At 49.6% G+C, this 21,027-nt stretch carries 13 protein-coding genes; 12 read left to right on the top strand and 1 reads right to left on the bottom strand.

The genetic code is table 11. From position 1 onward, the window contains the following. Nucleotides 1-337 precede the first annotated feature (337 nt). From gltB to CBE68_RS19030, 8 genes are all read left to right on the top strand, one after another. Nucleotides 338-4,801, top strand: coding sequence for a glutamate synthase large subunit (gltB, locus tag CBE68_RS16670; protein ID WP_087507237.1), 4,464 nt, complete (start codon nucleotides 338-340; stop codon nucleotides 4,799-4,801). A 23-nt stretch (nucleotides 4,802-4,824) separates the two neighbouring features. After that, on the top strand, nucleotides 4,825-6,237 hold the full coding sequence (locus tag CBE68_RS16665; RefSeq protein ID WP_087507236.1) for an FAD-dependent oxidoreductase: 1,413 nt from the start codon (nucleotides 4,825-4,827) through the stop codon (nucleotides 6,235-6,237). A 571-nt stretch (nucleotides 6,238-6,808) separates the two neighbouring features. Then, the gene (locus CBE68_RS16660) at nucleotides 6,809-7,135 is read left to right on the top strand and encodes a DUF3718 domain-containing protein (RefSeq protein ID WP_087507235.1); all 327 of its coding nucleotides are present in this window, start codon (nucleotides 6,809-6,811) and stop codon (nucleotides 7,133-7,135) included. 448 nt (nucleotides 7,136-7,583) lie between these two features. Beyond that, on the top strand, nucleotides 7,584-10,145 hold the full coding sequence (nirB, locus tag CBE68_RS16650; RefSeq protein ID WP_087507233.1) for a nitrite reductase large subunit NirB: 2,562 nt from the start codon (nucleotides 7,584-7,586) through the stop codon (nucleotides 10,143-10,145). A gap of 27 nt (nucleotides 10,146-10,172) precedes the next feature. Beyond that, nucleotides 10,173-10,502 (top strand): nitrite reductase small subunit NirD, encoded by a 330-nt coding sequence (nirD, locus tag CBE68_RS16645; protein WP_087507232.1) that lies wholly within the window; start codon nucleotides 10,173-10,175, stop codon nucleotides 10,500-10,502. 102 nt (nucleotides 10,503-10,604) lie between these two features. Then, nucleotides 10,605-12,074, top strand: a complete 1,470-nt coding sequence (locus CBE68_RS16640) for a NarK family nitrate/nitrite MFS transporter (protein WP_087507231.1) — start codon at nucleotides 10,605-10,607, stop codon at nucleotides 12,072-12,074. A 107-nt stretch (nucleotides 12,075-12,181) separates the two neighbouring features. Next, a complete protein-coding gene (locus CBE68_RS16635; RefSeq protein ID WP_229744789.1) occupies nucleotides 12,182-13,888 on the top strand; it encodes a bifunctional protein-serine/threonine kinase/phosphatase in 1,707 nt (568 codons plus the stop codon). 1 nt (nucleotide 13,889) lies between these two features. Further along, nucleotides 13,890-14,012, top strand: coding sequence for a hypothetical protein (locus CBE68_RS19030; protein ID WP_268234491.1), 123 nt, complete (start codon nucleotides 13,890-13,892; stop codon nucleotides 14,010-14,012). A 31-nt stretch (nucleotides 14,013-14,043) separates the two neighbouring features. Here CBE68_RS19030 and CBE68_RS16630 read toward each other — a convergent pair whose 3' ends face one another. Then, nucleotides 14,044-16,470 (bottom strand): DUF748 domain-containing protein, encoded by a 2,427-nt coding sequence (locus tag CBE68_RS16630; protein ID WP_087507230.1) that lies wholly within the window; start codon nucleotides 16,468-16,470, stop codon nucleotides 14,044-14,046. 155 nt (nucleotides 16,471-16,625) lie between these two features. Here CBE68_RS16630 and CBE68_RS16625 point away from each other — a divergent pair, with 155 nt between their 5' ends. From CBE68_RS16625 to CBE68_RS16610, 4 genes are all read left to right on the top strand, one after another. Further along, a complete protein-coding gene (locus CBE68_RS16625) occupies nucleotides 16,626-17,300 on the top strand; it encodes a response regulator transcription factor (protein ID WP_229744788.1) in 675 nt (224 codons plus the stop codon). Continuing rightward, nucleotides 17,297-18,505: a sensor histidine kinase gene (locus CBE68_RS16620; RefSeq protein WP_087507229.1), complete on the top strand. Its 1,209-nt coding sequence runs from the start codon at nucleotides 17,297-17,299 to the stop codon at nucleotides 18,503-18,505. The genes CBE68_RS16625 and CBE68_RS16620 overlap by 4 nt, the downstream gene beginning before the upstream one ends. A gap of 56 nt (nucleotides 18,506-18,561) precedes the next feature. Beyond that, nucleotides 18,562-19,629, top strand: a complete 1,068-nt coding sequence (locus CBE68_RS16615) for a type 1 glutamine amidotransferase domain-containing protein (RefSeq protein WP_087507228.1) — start codon at nucleotides 18,562-18,564, stop codon at nucleotides 19,627-19,629. Between the two features lie 160 nt (nucleotides 19,630-19,789). After that, entirely contained in the window at nucleotides 19,790-20,929 is a 1,140-nt protein-coding gene (locus CBE68_RS16610; RefSeq protein WP_158100647.1) for a glycoside hydrolase family 5 protein, read from the top strand. Nucleotides 20,930-21,027 lie beyond the last annotated feature (98 nt).

Raw genomic sequence — 21,027 nt, 5'->3', positions numbered from 1 at the left:
TATACTCCATAGAGCGCTCAATGGGACCAACGTAAGTTGGCTAAACATTGGGCGTTTTTTGTATCTAATATCCGACTAAATTTTGACAAAAATTGCCACCCCGAATAATTATTCATCATATTGTAGCTAAATCGCATATTTAGTTATTTTTTTCATTGATCTATTCACAACAACAAGTGCTTTTGATCACATTTTTATTGACCCAGCTCAACTTTAAGATTAATTTGTCAGGTTCCCTCAAGGTCTATTTTTGCTCGTGAGCCGTAATAAAACCAACTTGAGCAATAATTGTCCAACAGAACAATAGAAGCTTGCTTAGCCAGCGAGGAGAAGTTAGATGAGTCTGTACGACCCAATGCTAACCAAAGACAACTGTGGCTTTGGTTTGATCGCCCAAATGGAAGGACAACCCAGCCACCGCTTGGTACGGACCGCCATTTCTGCGCTGGATCGTATGCAGCATCGCGGTGCGATTGCAGCAGATGGAAAAACAGGTGATGGTTGTGGCCTGCTAATGGCCAAACCGGAAACTTTCTTTAAAGCCGTTGCTGAAGAAAAAGGCTGGAATCTAAGCCGCCGCTTCGGCATTGGTATGCTGTTCCTCAATACCGATCCAGTCAAAGCGAGTCACTCGCGCACTGTCATTGCTGAAGAGTTGCAACGAGAAACCTTCGAAGTAGCAGGCTGGCGCGAAGTGCCAACCGATGTCGACATTCTCGGTGAAATTGCCCTGTCGACCTTACCTGCCATTGAGCAAGTGTTTATCAATGCCAACCCCGGCTGGCGCAAAGAAGATGTGGAGCGTCGTCTCTACATGGCCCGCCGCCGTATTGAAAAACGTTTAGCCGACGATGACCAGTTTTACGTTTGCAGCATGTCGAATCTGGTAACTGTCTATAAAGGCTTGATGATGCCAGTCGATCTGCCTAACTTTTACTTGGACTTGGCCGATCTGCGTTTACAAAGCTCAATCTGTTTGTTCCACCAGCGTTTCTCCACCAACACCTCGCCACGCTGGCCGTTGGCACAACCATTCCGCTATCTTGCTCACAACGGTGAAATCAACACCATTGAAGGTAACCGCCAATGGGCGCGGGCGCGGAGCTACAAATTCAAGTCGCCGCTCATTTCCGATCTGCAAGATGCTGCGCCATTCGTTAACGAATCCGGTTCGGACTCATCCAGCCTCGATAACATGCTGGAATTGTTCTTATCAGGTGGCATGGACTTATTCCGCGCCATGCGCTTATTAGTGCCACCTGCTTGGCAGGCTCATCCCAATATGGATGATGATCTGAAAGCCTTCTACGACTTTAACTCCATGCACATGGAACCTTGGGATGGCCCTGCAGGTATCGTCATGAGCAATGGTCGTCATGCGGCCTGTAACCTTGACCGCAACGGCTTACGCCCTGCCCGTTACGTGATTACTAAAAATGGCTTTATTACCCTAGCGTCAGAAGTCGGGATCTGGGATTACGAACCTGACGAAGTGGTTGAAAAAGGCCGTGTTGGCCCAGGCGAGTTGCTGGTTATCGATACCCAAACCGGCAAGCTATGGCGCAGCTACGAAATTGATGAAGACCTCAAAAGCCGGATGCCTTATCGCGCTTGGCTCGACAAAAGTGTCAAACGTCTGCAGCCACCTGAATACTTTGACGACGAAGAAATGGATCGTCGTAGCCTCGATGATGGCGATTTGGCGGTTCACCAAAAACTATTCGGATATAGTAACGAGGAAATCGAACAGGTTGTCAGCGTACTTGGCGAAGAAGGCCAAGAGGCAGTGGGCTCCATGGGTGACGACACGCCAATGGCCGTGCTGTCGTCGAAAAGCCGCAGTGTGTTTGACTACTTCCGTCAGAAATTTGCTCAGGTCACCAACCCGCCAATTGACCCATTGCGTGAGAATCACGTGATGTCATTGGCAACCTGTATCGGCTCGGAGCAAAACGTCTTCAACGAAACCTTAGGCCATGCTAACCGTGTGCTGTTCGAATCACCGGTATTGCTGTACAGCGATTTGTTGCAGTTAAAGCAACTGGATCAAGCCGATTACAGCCATGAAATTGTTAACCTCAATTTTGATCCAGCAAAAGAAGACTTAAAACAAGCGATTGAGCGGGTTTGCGACGAAACCGAGCAACATGCGCGCGCCGGAACCGTGATGGTTATTCTGTCAGACCGTTATGTCGAGAAAGGCCAACTGCCAATTCCAGCGGCCATGGCAACAGGTGCAGTGCAACGTCGTTTAGTCGATGAAAGCCTGCGCTGTGACACCAATATTGTGGTCGAAACCGGCACCGCACGCGATCCACATCACTTTGCTGTGCTGCTAGGCTTCGGTGCCACTGCCGTTTATCCGTACTTAGCATACGAAACACTGGCTGAGCGCGCTGAGAAAGGCGTGCTATCCGTGGCTAAACATCAGGCGCTGGTTAACTTCCGTAAAGGTATCAATAAAGGCCTTTACAAAATCATGTCAAAAATGGGCATTAGCACCATTGCTAGCTACCGCTGCTCGCAGCTGTTTGAAGCAGTCGGCATCCATGATGACGTGGTAGAGCTCTGCTTTAAGGGCGTTTCTAGCCGTATTCAGGGTTCGAATTTCGACGACTTCCAACAAGACTTGGTGAACCTCGCTCGCGTCGCTTGGATCCCACGCAAGAAGCTTGGCCAAGGCGGCTTGTTGAAGTACGTCCACGATGGTGAATATCACGCCTATAACCCAGATGTTGTTAGCACCTTACAAAAAGCAGTGACCACGGGAGAACGTCAGCACTACGACGAATTTGCCGCATTGGTCAATGAGCGCCCGGTATCGTCACTGCGTGATTTGTTGAAGCTAAAAGACGGCATAAAACCGATCTCTATTGACGATGTAGAGCCAGCTTCAGAGCTTTACCCTCGCTTTGATACTGCCGCCATGTCGATTGGCGCATTGAGCCCAGAAGCGCACGAAGCGTTGGCCATCGCCATGAACCGTTTAGGGGGCAACTCCAACTCAGGTGAAGGTGGTGAAGATCCGGCACGCTTTAACTCCGAGCGGGTGTCAAACATTAAGCAGGTAGCCTCTGGTCGTTTTGGTGTCACGCCGCATTATTTGGTCAATGCCAAAGTACTGCAGATTAAAGTGGCGCAAGGCGCTAAGCCGGGTGAAGGTGGCCAGCTACCGGGTAAGAAAGTCAGTCAGAGCATCGCTAAGCTGCGCTTCTCTGTACCGGGCGTGACGCTGATTTCACCGCCACCGCACCATGATATTTACTCGATTGAAGATCTGGCTCAGCTGATCTTCGATCTAAAGCAGGTCAACCCAGAAGCACTGGTATCGGTCAAACTGGTATCTGAGCCAGGTGTCGGCACTATTGCCACGGGTGTTGCCAAAGCCTACGCCGACCTGGTCACCGTATCGGGTTATGATGGCGGCACAGGTGCCAGCCCGTTAACCTCAGTGAAATACGCAGGTTCACCATGGGAGCTTGGCTTGGTTGAAACCCAACAAGCTCTGGTTGAGAACGGTCTGCGTGACAAGATCCGCTTGCAAGTAGACGGCGGCTTGAAGACCGGCCTTGATGTGGTGAAAGGTGCCATTCTAGGTGCCGAGAGCTTTGGCTTTGGCACCGGTCCAATGGTCGCCTTAGGTTGTAAATATCTGCGCATTTGTCACCTCAACAACTGTGCTACCGGTGTAGCAACCCAAAACCAAAAACTGCGTGATGAGCACTTCATTGGTCTACCCGAAATGGTAATGAACTACTTTAAGTTTATTGCCGAGGAAGTTCGCGAAATCATGGCTTCATTGGGCGTTGCCAAGCTAACAGATTTAATTGGTCGCACCGACTTACTTGAAGCACTCGATGGCCAAACTGCCAAGCAAAGCAAGCTCGATTTGAGCGACGTGCTTGAAGCACCAGTATCGCCAGAAGGCAAAGAAGTCTACTGGCAGCACGTCAATGCGCCTTACGACAAGGCCGAATTGAACCAACAAATGGTGACCGATGCTTTTGATGCGGTCACCACCAAAACCGGCGGCGAGTTTAGCTATTCTGTGCGCAATACCGACCGTTCGGTAGGTGCCCGCCTCAGCGGCGAAGTGGCCAAGCATTGGGGTAACCAAGGCATGGCAGCTGACCCAATCCGCATTAACCTGACGGGTACTGCCGGACAAAGCTTCGGGGTCTGGAATGCGGGCGGCGTAGAGATGTTCCTAACCGGCGATGCCAATGACTACGTTGGTAAAGGGATGACCGGCGGTAAACTGGTTATCGCGCCACACAAAGGCAGCGAGTTTAGTGGTGCTGAATCGGCCATCGTCGGTAACACCTGCTTATACGGCGCAACCGGCGGTAAGTTATATGCTGCTGGCCGCGGCGGTGAACGTTTTGGCGTTCGTAACTCCGGCGCCATCGCCGTGATTGAGGGTGTTGGCGATAACGGTTGTGAGTACATGACCGGCGGTGTCGTGACCATTCTTGGTAAGACTGGAGTCAACTTTGGCGCAGGCATGACGGGCGGTTTCGCTTACATCTATGATGAAGACGGTCGCTTCGACGAGCGCCTCAACCCTGAATTGGTTGAACTGGTCGACATGAGCGAGCTGACTATCCACCACCAGCATTTGAAAGAAACGCTTGAGCAGCACTTAGAGCTGACTGGCTCCGACCGTGCGGCGGCTATCTTAGCCGACTACGCGACGGAGCTGGCCAAATTTAAGTTGGTAAAACCGAAAGAAGCGGCACTGGAATCACTATTGAATACCAGCGCCCAGCAAACCCCTGAATTACGCGTTGTTGCGCAATAGCGCTAAGTGGATGGAGTTTTGAAATGAGTAATAACTTTCAATTTCTCGACGTCAATCGAGTTGACCCAAACAAGAAAGACATCGACGTCCGCAAAGTGGATTTTGTAGAAATTTACGAACCGTTCACTCAACAGCGAGTCGATGAACAAGCTGACCGTTGCCTTGACTGTGGTAACCCTTATTGTGAGTGGAAATGTCCGGTTCACAACTACATTCCCAACTGGCTCAAGTTAGCCAAAGAAGGGCGTATTGTCGAAGCCGCAGAATTAGCGCACCAGACCAACAGCTTGCCTGAAGTATGTGGTCGCGTTTGTCCACAAGATCGTCTGTGCGAAGGGGCTTGTACTCTAAATGATCAGTTCGGCGCGGTAACCATTGGTAATGTTGAAAAATACATCACCGACAAAGCCTTTGAGCAAGGCTGGCGTCCCGACCTATCTAACGTGGTCAAGACAGATAAAAAAGTTGCCGTTATTGGCGCTGGTCCTGCGGGTCTTGCTTGTGCCGATATTCTTGCCCGCAACGGTGTGCAAGCAGTGGTATTCGACAAGTACCCTGAGATAGGCGGTTTGCTTACCTTTGGTATTCCGTCATTCAAACTCGAAAAGTCAGTCATGACCTTGCGCCGTGAAATCTTCGAAGGCATGGGCATCGAGTTCCGCCTCAACACAGAAGTTGGCAAAGATGTGCCATTCCAGACGCTAATTGATGACTACGATGCAGTGTTCCTTGGCATGGGCACCTACAAGTACATGAAAGGTGGTTTCCCTGGCGAGGATGCCCAAGGCGTATACGATGCGCTGCCATTCCTCGTTGAAAACACCAACAAGGTCATGGGCTACGAGCAAGCGGAAGGCGATTACATCGATATGGCAGGTAAGAAAGTTGTCGTGCTCGGTGGTGGTGATACCGCTATGGATTGTGTCAGAACATCGGTTCGTCAGGGCGCAGAGCAAGTAATCTGTGCGTACCGCCGCGACGAAGAAAACATGCCAGGCTCTCGCCGAGAGGTACAGAATGCCCGTGAAGAGGGTGTTGAGTTCATGTTCAATTTGCAACCATTGGAAATTGTCACCCACGACGACGGTTCTGTTGCCGGTGTCAAAATGATCAAAACTCAACTGGGTCAACCGGATGCCAACGGTCGCCGTCGTCCAGAGCCAATTGAGGGCTCTGAGCACGTTTTAGATGCAGATGCTGTACTGGTGGCGTTTGGCTTTCAGCCAAGCCCTGCGCCATGGTTTGCCGATTTTGGCATTAGCCTCGACAAATGGGATCGGGTGGTCGCCGAGTCATCACAGACTTTCCCGTATCAAACCAGCAATGACAAAGTATTTGCCGGCGGCGATATGGTTCGTGGCTCTGACTTGGTGGTTACAGCAATTGCCGAGGGCCGAGGCGCCGCAGAAGGCATGCTCGATTTCATGGGCGTCTAGTACGACTCTGACTCGCAGACCGATAAGGCCAGCATTCGCTGGCCTTTTTTATGTTCAGGACGAACGGTATGCCGCGGGCGCAAGGATGCGCAGGAGCGGCGATGACTGTTTTTTGTTAGCCAACCAAAGCCAACAATAATCAACATAATTTCAATACCCTACCAATCAGCACATAATTTTCCCAAATGACTAAATTGTCACCAAAGTCGCCATATGTGCATTGATATGCAGTCTTGAGCCTAATTTATTCAGAACACTAAAAATTAGTTTTTTTGATTAATTTTTTTCATACTAAAAAACAGCAAAAACAACAAGTATTTCTAACAAAAAACCTAACCGAAAAATTATCAAGAAACTGTTTTTATTTGTATTTTTGAATTCACCAGATCCAAAACTAATATTTAACATTAGTTTTTATATATTTTAAAGGTTTCGAAAAAACCATATAGTTACCCCATCAAATTAATCCGAAGCGAAAAACATAGAGCTTCACCACATTTGCAACACTGATGGCCAGGCAATTGGGGACTCGCCATACAGTGGAACAACTAACAATATTGAGGAAAAGGCGATGAAAAAATTAACTATCACTACTCTGGTTGGCTTGGTCACTTCTTTCACATTGCTACTTTCTGCGCCAACTAAAGCTGCTATGGATCCTGTTGTTGAAAAAGCACTACAAGATGTGTGCTATAGCAGCTTGAGCAACAAAACTATGAGCTTTAAGCAAATTGTTAAAAGCTACCGCTTAAGCCTGAAAGACGTTGCCGAAAATGTTGTCTGTAACGGTGAAGACATTGGCACTTTCGCGGCGGAGAATGGCGCTCACAACACTGCTAACTTCATTCGTTCGCTGCAACAAGGCCACGTTGAAATTCAAGAGTTGGCTAGCCTGTAAGCAACAAAGTTACAAACAAAATCAACAAAGCCGCGGTTTACCGCGGCTTTTTGCTGTCAAAACCTGTTCAGACCGTCATGCTCCATCAAGGTGCAAAGGCAACTCACCATCACAATGCACCACAAGTGAACATTTGCACCAAACAAATCTGTATTGCCACCACAGCCCACCTTCACCAATTAAGTGCATAGCTTCTCAATAAACTGAAATAAAAGTATTTTTTAGACAACATTAACAACAACCCTAGTTTGGCACCTGTTTTGCTTAAACCATAACAAGTGTGTGCGAATCGTACTGAAAATCACCATTTCAGTACCCGCCGGTTCCAACGACGTAACCAACTTCACTTGCGACTTCTTATCGTCCGACAGGCAGTCGTGAGTCTTCCATTTAAACCTGACATTCATCGCACACAAAACAACAAAATACAGACGTAAGAGGCCAAACTATGAGCAAGCAAAAGATCGTCGTTGTCGGAAACGGCATGGTCGGCCACAAATTCATCGATACCTTAGTAAGCGATCCGCAGGGCGAGCAGTTCGATATTGTGACCTTTTCTGAAGAACCACGCTTAGCCTACGACCGCGTGCAGTTGAGTGCTTATTTCTCTGGTAGTACTGCCGATGACTTAGCGATGACAACCCCGCAATACTATGATGAGCGCGGCGTTCGCTATCTCCTCAATGATAAAGTCACTGGTATTGATAAAGCAGCGAAGACCATCACCACAGAAAAAGGCACGGTTGAATCCTATGACAAGCTGGTACTAGCAACCGGCTCATATCCTTTTGTGCCGCCAATCCCTGGTAACGACCAACCGCACTGTTTGGTCTATCGCACCATTGAAGATCTCGAAGCAATGACCGCATCAGCGAAACAAAGCCGTGTTGGCGTTGTTGTCGGTGGCGGTCTGCTTGGCTTAGAAGCAGCCAATGCGCTGAAAAACCTCGGTCTTGAAGTTCATGTGGTCGAATTTGCACCGCGCCTAATGGCGGTGCAACTCGACGAAGCTGGCGGCTCATTACTGCGAACCAAAATTGAAGAATTGGGTGTGCAAGTGCACACCGGTAAAGCAACGCAAAACATTGTTGACGGCGAAGGTTGCCGTTACCGCATGGAATTTGCAGACGGTACCCACCTAGAAACAGACATGATTCTGTTTTCAGCAGGTATCCGCCCGCAAGATGAATTGGCGCGCCAGTTTGATCTCACCATTGGTGAGCGTGGCGGTATCGTCATTAACAACGAATGCCAGACCTCAGATCCGGACATCTATGCAATAGGTGAGTGTGCTCTCTGGAATAACCGGATCTTTGGTCTGGTCGCTCCTGGTTACAGCATGGCGAAAGTCGCCGTGTCTCATTTAACCGGTGGCGACGAATCATTTGAAGGTGCTGATATGAGCACCAAGCTGAAACTACTGGGCGTTGAGGTAGGCAGTATCGGCGATGCTCACGGCAATACCCCAGGCAGCCTCAGCTATGTCTACAGCAATGGTGCCGAGCAGGTTTACAAACGTTTGATTGTCTCTGCCGACAACAAGAAATTGCTCGGCGCAGTGATGGTGGGCGACACCAGTGAATACGGTACCTTGCTGCCAATTATGCTGACCGGCATGGACCTGCCAGAAAATCCAGAAAGCTTAATTCTACCGGTGACAGATGGTGAAGCCGGCGGCGGCATGGGAGTCGAAGCACTGCCTGATGCGGCTCAGATTTGTTCTTGTCTTGACGTTACCAAAGGTGACTTAATCGAGTCGATTCATGCCGGTAATCAAACCGTTGCTGACTTGAAAGCCTGTACCGGTGCCGGTACTGGTTGTGGTGGCTGTGCCGCCATGGTTGGCCAAGTCCTGAATTGTGAACTGGAAAAAATGGGGGTTGAAGTCAACAACAACATCTGCGGTCACTTTGATTACAGCCGTCAGGAATTGTTCGACATTATCCGCTCGAAGAAATACACCAACTTCCAAGACTTGCTGAAAGATCACGGCCAAGGCCACGGCTGTGAAATCTGTAAGCCTGCCGTTGCCTCCATGCTAGCCACGCAATGGAACGAATACGTTCTGAAAGATGAGCACTTGCCACTGCAAGACACTAATGACGTGTTCTTGGGCAACATGCAAAAAGACGGCACCTACTCAGTTGTTCCACGAATGGCGGGCGGTGAAGTCACCCCAGAAGGCTTAATCGTGATTGGCGAAATTGCTCGCGATTACAATCTATACACCAAACTCACCGGCGGCCAACGTATCGATATGTTTGGCGCTCAACTGCATGAACTACCTGCTATCTGGAAACGCTTAGTCGATGCTGGCTTTGAAACCGGCCACGCCTACGGTAAATCGCTACGTACCGTGAAGTCTTGTGTTGGTAGCACTTGGTGTCGTTACGGCATGCTCGACTCAGTCTCCATGGCGATTCTGCTGGAGATGCGCTACAAGGGCATGCGGACACCACATAAAGTCAAAATGGCAGTATCCGGCTGTACTCGCGAATGTGCCGAAGCACAATCGAAAGATGTCGGCGTGATCGCTACGGATAAGGGCTGGAACCTCTACCTTTGTGGTAACGGCGGTATGCGTCCTCGCCACGCCGATCTGTTCGCCACCGACTTGGATGACGAAACCCTAATCAAATACATCGACCGTTTCTACATGTTCTACAACCACACTGCTGATCGCCTCCAGCGTACCTCTGTGTGGATGGAAAACCTCGAAGGCGGTTTGGAATACCTCAAAGACGTCATCATCAACGACAAGTTGGGGATTTGCGACAGCTTGGAAGAAGACATGTTGCGCGTCATCGACACTTACGAATGTGAGTGGAAGAAAACCATCGAGAGCCCAGAGCGCCTCAAGCGTTTCGCCCATTTCATCAATTCAGAAGATGCGGATAACAACTTGGCTTATGTCGAGGAGCGCGGCCAGCGTCGCCCTGCTACCGAAGCAGAAAAGCGCGGTCTTACGGGTGGTGAGCAAGCTATCCCTAGCATTGAATTAGTCGACTAACAGCAGCGCAAATTAGGAGTATTAACAATGAGTGATTCTTGGATTTCAGTTTGCGACGAATCAGTGCTGGTTCCTGACACCGGCATCTGCGCCAAGGTTGGCGACGACCACGTCGCTATTTTCAAAGTCGCTGGCAGCGGCGACTTATTTGCCATCTCCAACATTTGCCCATTCGGCAAAGCCAGTGTGTTATCACGCGGGCTTATTGGTGAAGTGGATGGCGCACTTTATGTTGCTTCACCACTACTGAAGCAACGGTTCCGCCTCGATAACGGCGTCTGCCTCGATGATGATTCAATCACCATCGCCACTTACCCGGTTCGGGTCAGTGATGGTCAGGTCGAGATCGCGGCATAAGTTATTGCCAAATCACAAGGTGCGCGGCATAAAAAAACACTAAGGCGCACCTCAACACTTTAATTAAAACGAATGGAAGACAATTAGTTACAGGGCCCTGCTATGGACAATACAACTAAATTCAACCTGTTTTCATTGACAGGAAAGATGAAGATCCTTCACATGAGTTGGATCGCCTTTTTTATCACCTTTTTCGTCTGGTTTAACCATGCGCCACTACTCAAAGCCATTGGTGACAGCCTTGGTTTGACTGGCGCTCAGGTGAAAACCCTGTTGATCCTCAACGTTGCCCTGACGATTCCGGCTCGGATCATCATTGGCATGTTGACCGATGCCTTCGGCCCTCGCAAAACCTACTCAGCGCTACTAGTGCTCTGCTCAATACCTTGTTTCATGTTTGCTTTCGCCGAAAGCTTTGAGATGGCGGCGCTATCGCGCTTGCTGCTCGGCTTCATCGGTGCAGGCTTCGTGATTGGTATTCGTATGGTCTCTGAGTGGTTTCCTCACAACGAACTAGGCACAGCAGAAGGTGTTTACGGTGGTTGGGGTAACTTCGGCTCTGCTGCGGGTTCAATGTTGTTGCCACTTATCGCCCTTTGGTATGGCGGTGATGAGGGCTGGCGCTATGCGGTTGCCACTACAGGTGTGTTGAGCATCATCTGGGGCTTCGTCTACTACAACACTGTGTCAGATACGCCCAAAGGCTCAACCTACTTCCGCCCGAAGAAAATTGGTGGCATGGAAGTAACCAGCAAAGGCGACTTCTGGTTCATGATTGTGATGAAGCTGCCGATGTATTTTGCTCTTGCCTTATTGACGTGGAAGCTGTCTCCGAACGGCGTATCACTGGTGAGTATGGAAGCCGCCTACGCGATCTACATTGCCCTCACGGCGCTATTCTTCTACGACTCATACAAAGCCTACAGCGTTAATAGAGAAATCTTTGTTAAGCCTGTGGAGCCAATGCACCAATACAAGTTCAAGCAAGTCGCAGTATTGAATGTACTGTACTTTGCAACCTTCGGCTCAGAACTAGCAGTGGTTTCAATGTTGCCACTGTTCTTTGCTGACACCTTTGGCTTGGATCCAGTAATCGCAGGTTTAGTTGCATCGGCGTATGCCTTCATGAACCTGATGTCTCGCCCTGGTGGCGGCCTGATTTCCGATAAGTTCGGACGTAAGAAAACCTTGTTGATTCTAACCGCTGGTTTGGCAGTGGGTTACTTTGCCATGAGCTTAATTGACGCCACGTGGCCAATCTGGGTTGCTGTAGCGTGTGCCATGGCTTGTTCTTTCTTCGTACAAGCCGGTGAAGGCGCAGTGTTTGCGGTAGTGCCGTTGATTAAACGTCGCCTCACAGGCCAAATTGCCGGTATGACAGGTGCTTACGGTAACGTTGGTGCCGTAACTTACCTGACTATTTTCAGCATGGTTGACGCATCCACCTTCTTCTTGGTGATTGCTGCGACCGCAGTACTTGGTTTCATCTGCTTGCTGTTGATGGAAGAGCCTGAAGGCCACATGGCAGAAGTGCGCGAAGACGGCACTGTCGAACTAATTCAAGTGAACTAAAACAAAAAGTGCTGGAGAGCACTTAATATCTTGAATACCCTACATTAATAATAACTTTAAAATTTGCGGGCTGCGGCCCGCTTTTGTTCGATACGCTGATGAAACAAATGAAACTGACCCTTGGTGGCTACTCGTGCGCGGGGAACAAAGCCATCAACCAAGATGCATTCGCCGCCAAAGTCCCACCTGCGCACTTAGTCAATCGCAAAGGCGTGGTGGCAGCAATTGCCGATGGCGTCAGCGTGAGTGAGCAATCGCAAGTGGCAGCACAAACCGCTGTAACCCAGTTTATTCAAGACTACTATGCCACTAAATCAGCATGGAGCGTCGCCAAATCAGCTGCCTCTGTTATCTCTCCGCTCAATCATTGGTTTTTCAGTCATAACCAACGCAACGAGCGCTCTCAGGCATATGTTTGCACCTTTACCGCATTCGTTGGCAAGGGCCGCCAAGCTTGGTTTTTCCATGTTGGAGACAGCCGGTTATTGAGACTACGAGAGGGTAAGATTCGTTGTCTGACTCGTGATCATCTAGCGCCTTTTGGCGGCTCAGAATCCCTCTCTCGGGCACTGGGTATCGATTCCCACTTGGAGTTGGATACCAAGCAGTTTGAGATGCAAGAGGGCGATGTCTATCTACTGGCAACCGATGGGTTATATCATCACATTTCCAATCAATACCTCTCTGATCAACTATCCAATGCCCGTCACTGCGATTTGGAGCAACTGAGCGAAACCTTGTGTCAACATGCGCTACAGTCAGGCTCCGATGACAATATTTCAGCCCTATTAGTCCGCGTTGATGACCTACCCGAAGCAGGCCTAAGTGAAGCCAAAAAACTGGCCATGGAGCTTGCGATTCCGCCAGTAATGGAGCCGGGGCAAAAAATCGATGGCCTGACCATACGCCACGTTTTGTTTAGCGGCACCCGAAGTCATGTGTATGTGGTCGAAGATGGCTCCGGTGAACAGTTTGCGTTGAAAGCACCATCGGCTCACTTTGATGACGATTTAAGTTATCTCGAGGGTTTTATCAAAGAAGAGTGGATCGGCAAATCGCTGAGTCATTCAAACATTATGCGGATGCATGCCCGGCCGGAAGGCAGCAAGTTTGCCTATCATCTGTGTGAATATTTACCGGGGCAAAACTTACGACAATGGATGGTCGATAACCCGCGACCATCACTCAACCAAGTGCGCGACATCATTCGCGAAACCGTCAAAGCACTGCGAGCGTTGCAGCGTAACGATATGATTCATCGTGACATCAAGCCAGAAAACATCATTATCGACATTCACGGCCACGTGAAACTCATCGATTTTGGTACGGTGCAAGCTGCCGGCCTAGAAGAACACTTTGGCCATGAGAAGAATGCCACACCACAAGGATCGGCAGATTACATTGCGCCAGAGTATTTGCTTAATCAAACAGCGACTTTCAAAGCCGATTTGTTTTCCATAGCAGTCGTTATGTATGAAATGCTGGCGGGCCAATTACCTTACAAAACCGGCGCTAGCCGCTATCAAATCCCTGATGACATTAGCGTTTGGCGCTATCGCCCTATGCGGACCGTGCGCTCCGATTTACCCAACTGGATCGACCTAGCGCTGGAGCGCGCTTGTTCTCCGGTAGCCGACAACCGCCCCGACTCTTTTTCTGAGTTCTTGGAAGATTTGAATAAGCCTAATCCCCAATTGCTTGACCGCCATGAAGCCGCGCCACTGATCGAGCGTGATCCAGTGTTTTTCTGGAAGTCTTTGAGTGGCATTCTGGCGTTGGCTTGTTTGGCGCTGCTGGCAAAAGATTTTGTTTGACATGCAGTTAGGTTCGCTTTCAGTCAGCCTAACGGTCAAAGGTATCGACCAAGATTCAGGTCCGGGCAGTATTATGATCCACGACCCGGATGGTAATCCGATTCTGATCGATCAGCACCGATAAACGAGTCGTAGCCCTGAATCTCACTGTTACTCTAAACCGATAACTTTAGCCTTGGTTTAGCATCGGCCTTGAGCTCATAGCTTGGTACACACAGTAGCAAGCGCGACGATTCAACACCTTTTTCAACCACTACTTTTTTAAATGCAGCTGCGCGTTGTTCGGCTAACTCTAGTAGTTGTTTGCGTTGTGCCTCGGAAAGTTCGCTAGCGTCAGTCAGGCCAAGCTCGCTGCCGGCGGCAACGCCGCAGATTTTAACCTGTAGCGACTGTTTTTCCGTCATTAGCGCATGGAACTGATCGATAAAGCTGGCTTGCGGCTCGGCGGGCTGAATTTGCTGTGGCGCATAGGGTAAGTCTTCAAAGCTCACCTCCAATGCCATTGAGCCTGCGACCATGCCCACCTTAATCACATGGGCGTATGGCGCAAAGGCAAACAGTAAGAAGTTCTCGGCCTGACTCATAATGGCTCGCTGTACCACCAAGCCAAACACATACTGCATGCCAAAATCGGGAGCGGCGATATCGCCAGTCACCGGAATCGTCAGCTCAATATTGCCATCGTCATCTTGCAGCATCCCCAACGCCATATCCAACGACACCGCCGATCCAATCGAGCTTGACTCGTCTTGATTGGCATCGCCTGAGCCTGAATCAAATTGAGCCCCCCGCAACATCGCGACCAGTTCAGTGTCGAGCATGTTTTGTTCAATGGCGCCCGCTGCCGCGACATCTAATTGCCCCGCCAACATATCAAAGCCCAAAGCCGAACGAACATATGGCGAGATCTGATACAACGGAAACTCGGTCGCTTTGGAGTCGAACACTAGATCCAGTTTGTCAGCAAATGGCGCAACCTGAGCACTCAGTTGGTAGTTAAAGTAGCCTTCATCCTTGAGTTTCAGTTGCACGTCAGTTTTTTGCTGCGGTTGAGCATTATTCACCTCAGTGACATCCAATTGTTCAATGATGATGGTTTTAGCCAAAGCTGGCTTCACACTAGCATCGTTGAATTGAATCTGCGCCGGAGCCGCCAGCATAAGCTTGCCCAGTTCAAAGGCAAAGGCTTGGCCTACTTCGGCTACAACGGGCTCCGATTCAGCAGAGCCGCTTTGCGGAGCTCCGTCGTCAGGCGTTGTCGCTTCGGCTTGCTGCGGAAGCACTAACGAAATCAGCTCGCCTTGCTCATCTCGAGAGGCTTGAACCAAGATCTCACCAACTAACACCTGCTGGATAGCTACTGCCGATTCGGTAAGCTGGGTACCTGATACGGTCAGTGATTCGAGCTGCAACAAAGGGGCAAGTTGGTTTTGCGGATCAATGTGCCGAGTCGACGCTTGAAACTTCGTTAATGCCAATTCAGGTATCTCAACAAAGACTTTTTCACCAACCAGAGCCAATTTATTTTGCTGCAGTTCTAGTTCACTCAGCGCCAGGAGCTCGCCCGAACCATCGGGCAAGTCGGCTTTAATGCCGCTTAAATTAAGATCGAAGCTGGTATCCACTTGCAGCTCTGTTGCGGCATCAATCGACAAGGTGGTCGACAGGTCATTGAGCTGCAACTGCAACCCTTCTAATCCAGCCTTGATATTGCTGTCCGAGTACCCCGCTTGTCGCAGCGCCAACGCGCTGCTGTCGCTGGTAATCTCAAAAATGTCGCCTTTGCGGGTGACATCCAAGTTTAAATCAACATCAAGTAGGCCAGACAACTGCCCCACACTTGCGGGCAACAAATACTGATAAGGTGCCGGATCGAAATCAGCTAACTGAATGGTGAAGGTACCTGTTGATTGCAACGGCTCGTAAACCACCGCTGCGCCAAACTCAAATTTGGCTTGGTTGAGTGTTAGCAGTACATCAAGTTCGCTTTGCAGCACTTCTTCTTCATAGCGACTGCGGACTATTTGCAGCTGTTCAATATGAACATCATGGGCTTGATCACGATGCTGCAGGTTCACTTTGATGTCATTCAGTATCACTTCAGGAGCGGCCACCGCCAGCGCAAAGCGGCGCCCTTGTGGGCCAGGCTCGGGCGCAGTGGGCGGCGTTTGGCTATCCACCGATTCATTATCTTGAGCCTGCTTAGCTGAAGCGCCTAGTTCAACACCAGCAATGGAAAAGGTACCGTCTTTGAGCAATACATCAGTGGTTAAGCCGGTCAACGTCAAGCGCTTGACCCGTGCTTCGCTAAATACCAAGCGGTGTAAGCTGTAGCATGCCTCCAATTCATCGAGTTCAAAGGCTAACTGTTGATCTTTACGCCAAATCAAATCGTCAATGGTGACACAAGAACTGAGCAGGTTAAGTCGCACTTCACTATTGCTGTCCAATTCAATCTTGTGCGGCTTTAACAAGTCAGACAGCACCAGACGTGTCACGGCAGGAGACACCAACCAAGTTAAACTCCATATGGCAAGGTAGCAGCCTGCGATAATCAGGCCGACCTTCTTGAGTCGGTTCATTGAAACTCCTTGCTGAGATGAATGATTGCTTTGAGCTGTTGCTGTTAATGTTGCCGAAAAATCATGACGATGATGCGATAACTTCGGAAAAATTTCACTTCCGTTTCACCTGCCTGATACTAAAGTGGCGACTCTTGGTTGATGAGGGCCTTACATTGAAGATACTGCTGATTGAAGATAACACCACTATTGCCAGCCAAATTATTGAGTTCTTATCGAGCCATCAATGTCAGGTTGATTACGCGGCCAATGGAAAACTCGGTATCGAGCTGGCGTTAAATCAGATCTTTGATGTGATACTGCTCGATCTCAACTTACCCGACATCGATGGCTTGCAGGTCTGCCAAGCAATCAAATCACAAGCCTCCGTCAACCCGCCGATTTTGATGTTAACCGCACGCGATAGCTTTGATGATAAGTCGGCCGGATTTCATCAGGGCGCCGATGACTACCTCACCAAACCGGTCGACTTGCGCGAACTGGTACTGCGTTGTCAGGCATTGGCCCGCCGCAACACCTTGCATCAATCGCAAGTCATTGAGCTTGGCCCTTTGGAGTTGGATATCACCAGCCAAACCGCACGACGCGACGGACAATCACTCACCCTCACCAGTGTTGGCTTTCAACTACTGACCTTGCTGGCGCAAAGCCACCCACAGCCGGTCGCACGTTCATTGATCATGCACAAAATATGGGGCGACTCGCCACCAGATAGCGACGCCCTAAAGTCACATATCTATTCGCTCAGGCAAGCGCTCGACAAACCATTTGCCTACCCAATGCTAAAAACCGTGATGAACCTAGGCTACCGACTGGAGTTGCCACAATGACCCTCATTCGTAGTATCAAACATCAGGCCGTTGCGCTATTTGTCAGTTTTGCCGTTGGCTTAACCTTACTCTATTTGGGTTTAGCTGTGGTTGCCTCGTTTGTCGTTGAAGACAACATTATCTATCGTTTGCTGCAGTTTGAAGCTAACCATGTCGAGCAGCAATACGCCATAACCGGCGAGCTGCCCACCCCTCGAATGGATTTCATTCAGCTCTATCAAAACCAATCGGAATTACCCCAATTTGTCATTAGCGCGTTATCTCAAGGCATTGATGACAATGAGATATTCGCTCCCGGCGAAGAGCATTTCCATATCCAAGAGCTGCACCTAAACAACGGCGACACCGGCTACCTGTTGGCCGAAGTATCATCACTGCTAACCGTGACCAAAACCCTCGGTATCTTCGAAACCTTTGCTTGGGGTTTGGCACTAACGCTGATCATTGCCGTACTGCTGGCCTATAAAATGGCGGGCCTGACCGTCAAACCAGTGATGGCGATGATTGCCGCCATGAAAGCGGGTAAGCCGCTGCCACAATCCAAATACGAGCTGGGCTACTTGTCACGCACAGTGACACAAGCCTTAAGCGACCTAAAACAGTCTTTGCAACGGGAAAAAGACTTCAGTACCGATGTCAGCCATGAACTCCGCACGCCACTCACGGTATTGCACAATACAGTTGCATTAGCCCAGCAGCGCGGCTTTGAGCCCGACGATCTCACTCGGTTAAAGCAAGCAGGGCAAGAGATGCAACACACCATTGATGTGTTGTTGGCTTTGGCTCGGCGCGAAACACTGGCAAGCGAGCGCTGTTTACTGAAGCCAATGGTAGAGCAGACCGCAATGAATTGTGTCATTGCCGCTGGGGTGGAATTTGATTTGCAAATCAATATGGCCGATGACTTTGCAGTTGAGGCCAACCCAAGTTTGCTGCAACTGTTACTGACGAACCTCATTAATAACGCCATTACCCATGGCAGCGACAAACGACTGTGGCTCAAGGGACACGATCAGCATTTACAGTTTCATAATCTCACCAGCGAGCAACTCACTGATGACATTATGAAATCGGGAGTCAAAAGCCAACAAAGTAAAGGCATCGGACAAGGCTTGTACTTGGTGACTCGGATCATTGATGCCCTTGGCTGGCAACACCAGCTACAACGCTCTAACAGCTATTTTTCTATCAATATTTCACTCTGAATTCACCTGCCGCTTCATATGCTTTCTGCAACAAATACAAAGGTTGGAGACAGCAAATGATTAAGAAAATTGTCATCGCATTACTCGGGTTGGTCGTCGCACTCTACTGTGCTTGGTCCTGGTTGAAAGGGCTGGTACCTGACAAGTCTTACTTCGAATCACTGAAGCAAACCCAAGCCAGCGATCTGAGCTACCTCAGCGACAACGTACCCGAGTACCGAGGCAAGATTCTGGCAGTGGTCACAAGCATCGAGCAGATGGGTGATAGTGGTAAAAGCACTGGCTATGAGCTGACCGAACTCGCGCGCGCCTACTGGGTGTTCACCGCCAATGGCTTTGAGGTAGATATTGCAAGCCCACAAGGTGGCGAGCCACCGATGGTGATTGATGGCGAGGACATGGGCGCATTTGACTACGCTTTTCTTAACGATAAGGCCGTGCTGGCTCGCGTCGCCCAGTCGATTCCATTAGCCGAGGTGAAACCCCTTGATTACGAGGCGGTGTATTTTGTTGGCGGCAAAGGCACCATGTTCGACTTTCCCGACAACAGCAGTATCCAGTACATCGCCAAAACCATGTACCAGAATGAGCGTGTGGTGAGTGCCGTTTGTCATGGCCCTGCGGCGTTGGTTAACGTCAAACTCGATAATGGCGAATGGTTACTGGCCAACAAAAAAGTGAGTGCATTTACCAACGAAGAAGAACTGTTTTTGATTCCCGATGCTCAGCAGATCTTCTCGTTTTTACTACAAGACAAAATCGAATTACGCGGTGCCAAGTTTCAGCCAGGAACCCGTTACTTGGAGCAAGTAAGCCAAGATGGCAAGCTCATCACTGGGCAAAATCCGTGGTCCGTCTGGACCCTAGCTGAAGCCGTGATTCGGGAATTAGGCTATGAGCCTAAATCAAGACAGCGGACTCCCGAGGAGTATTCCGTTGAGCTGCTCATGACCTATGACAAGCTCGGCTTTGGCGCCGCTCAGCGCGATGTTGAAGCTCAACCTCAGGCTTATCAGCGCATTCTGATCATCATGCATGGCCTAGTCGCACTAATGAATTGGGATATCATCAAAGGCATCGAGCTACTTCGACTAGCTCACCAGTTAAAAACCTTAGTTGCTTGATCATTCAATAAGTGACTCTGCCTTGAGCCAAACAATGTTATTGTCCGTTTGACAACAACATTGTTACCAGCCTCACATTTGAGCACAAATGAGGTATCAAATCGAAGCCAATAAGACCACAATGCAAACGCTTTCATTATCAACTAAAGGACACTCAGATATGTCAGTTATCCGTTCCTTAACCCTTGCATGGCTTGCTTGTTTCGGTTTACTCAGCGGATGCTCAGATTCAACCAAGGAATCAACGGCCGCGCAGCCAGACCAACCACAGTACATTGCCAATAACTTCAGTCTCGATCGTGGCGTGAATGCTAGTCATTGGATCTCACAATCCGACAAACGTGGCGAGGAGCGCCAGCAGTATATGCAAGAGCACGACTTCAAGCGCATTGCCGCCATGGGTTTTGACCACGTGCGACTGCCGGTAGACGAAGAGCACTTGTGGGACGAGGAAGGCAATCGTGATGAACAAGCATTTGAGTTGCTGCACAACGGCGTGCAATGGGGTTTGAAACACAACCTCAACGTAATTGTTGATTTGCATGTGCTGCGAGCACACCACTTTAACCGCCCAGATTCACAAAAGATCTGGACCGACAAAGCCGCTCAACAGCAGTTTATTAAATCATGGCAAGCGCTGTCGGCGGAGCTCAAGCAATACCCTATCGATCGGGTTGCCTACGAGCCACTCAACGAAGCGGTTGCCAACAACAATGACGATTGGAACAAGCTGATTAATTGGGTGGTTGCCGAGATCCGCAAGCTAGAGCCAAACCGCACCATCATTATGGGCTCCAACCGCTGGCAACAAGTCGAAACCTTTGCCGCGTTGCAGATCCCTCAGAACGACCCCAACATCATTCTAAGCTTCCACTACTACACGCCGTTTAACTTCACCCATTATGAATCGCCATGGACCTTCACCAAGGACTATCACGGCCCAGTGCACTACCCAGGACAAACCATTGCTGATGACGACTTGGCAAACATACCAGCCAAACTTGCCGAACAATTACGTGGCGCCAATGGTGAATTTGATCGCGACATCATGTTCAAACACATCGCCCAAGCAGTAGAGGTAGCCAACAAAGCCGGATTGAAGCTTTATTGTGGTGAGTTCGGCGCTTTTCCAACCACTGAGTTAGCACTTCGCCAACAGTGGTATCGCGATATGATTAGCATCTTCGATGAACACGATATTGCCTGGGCCCACTGGAACTATAAAAACGACTTCCCGCTGGTTGATGAAACATTAGAACCTATGCCAGAGCTAATGGATATTCTGATCCCAGCAAAGTAATTTCAGCAAATGCATTCTGGTGAAACCAGAAGACAACAACGCCCAGCAGTAGCTGGGCGTTTTGTTTGGTGAGTTGGGTTAACTCGTTTTTGGACATA

It is taken from the genome of Neiella marina, assembly GCF_002165625.1.
Taxonomy (GTDB): Bacteria; Pseudomonadota; Gammaproteobacteria; order Enterobacterales; family Neiellaceae; genus Neiella; species Neiella marina.
Note: the sequence above shows the minus strand (reverse complement) of the source record. Positions and strands in the feature narration are given on the sequence as shown.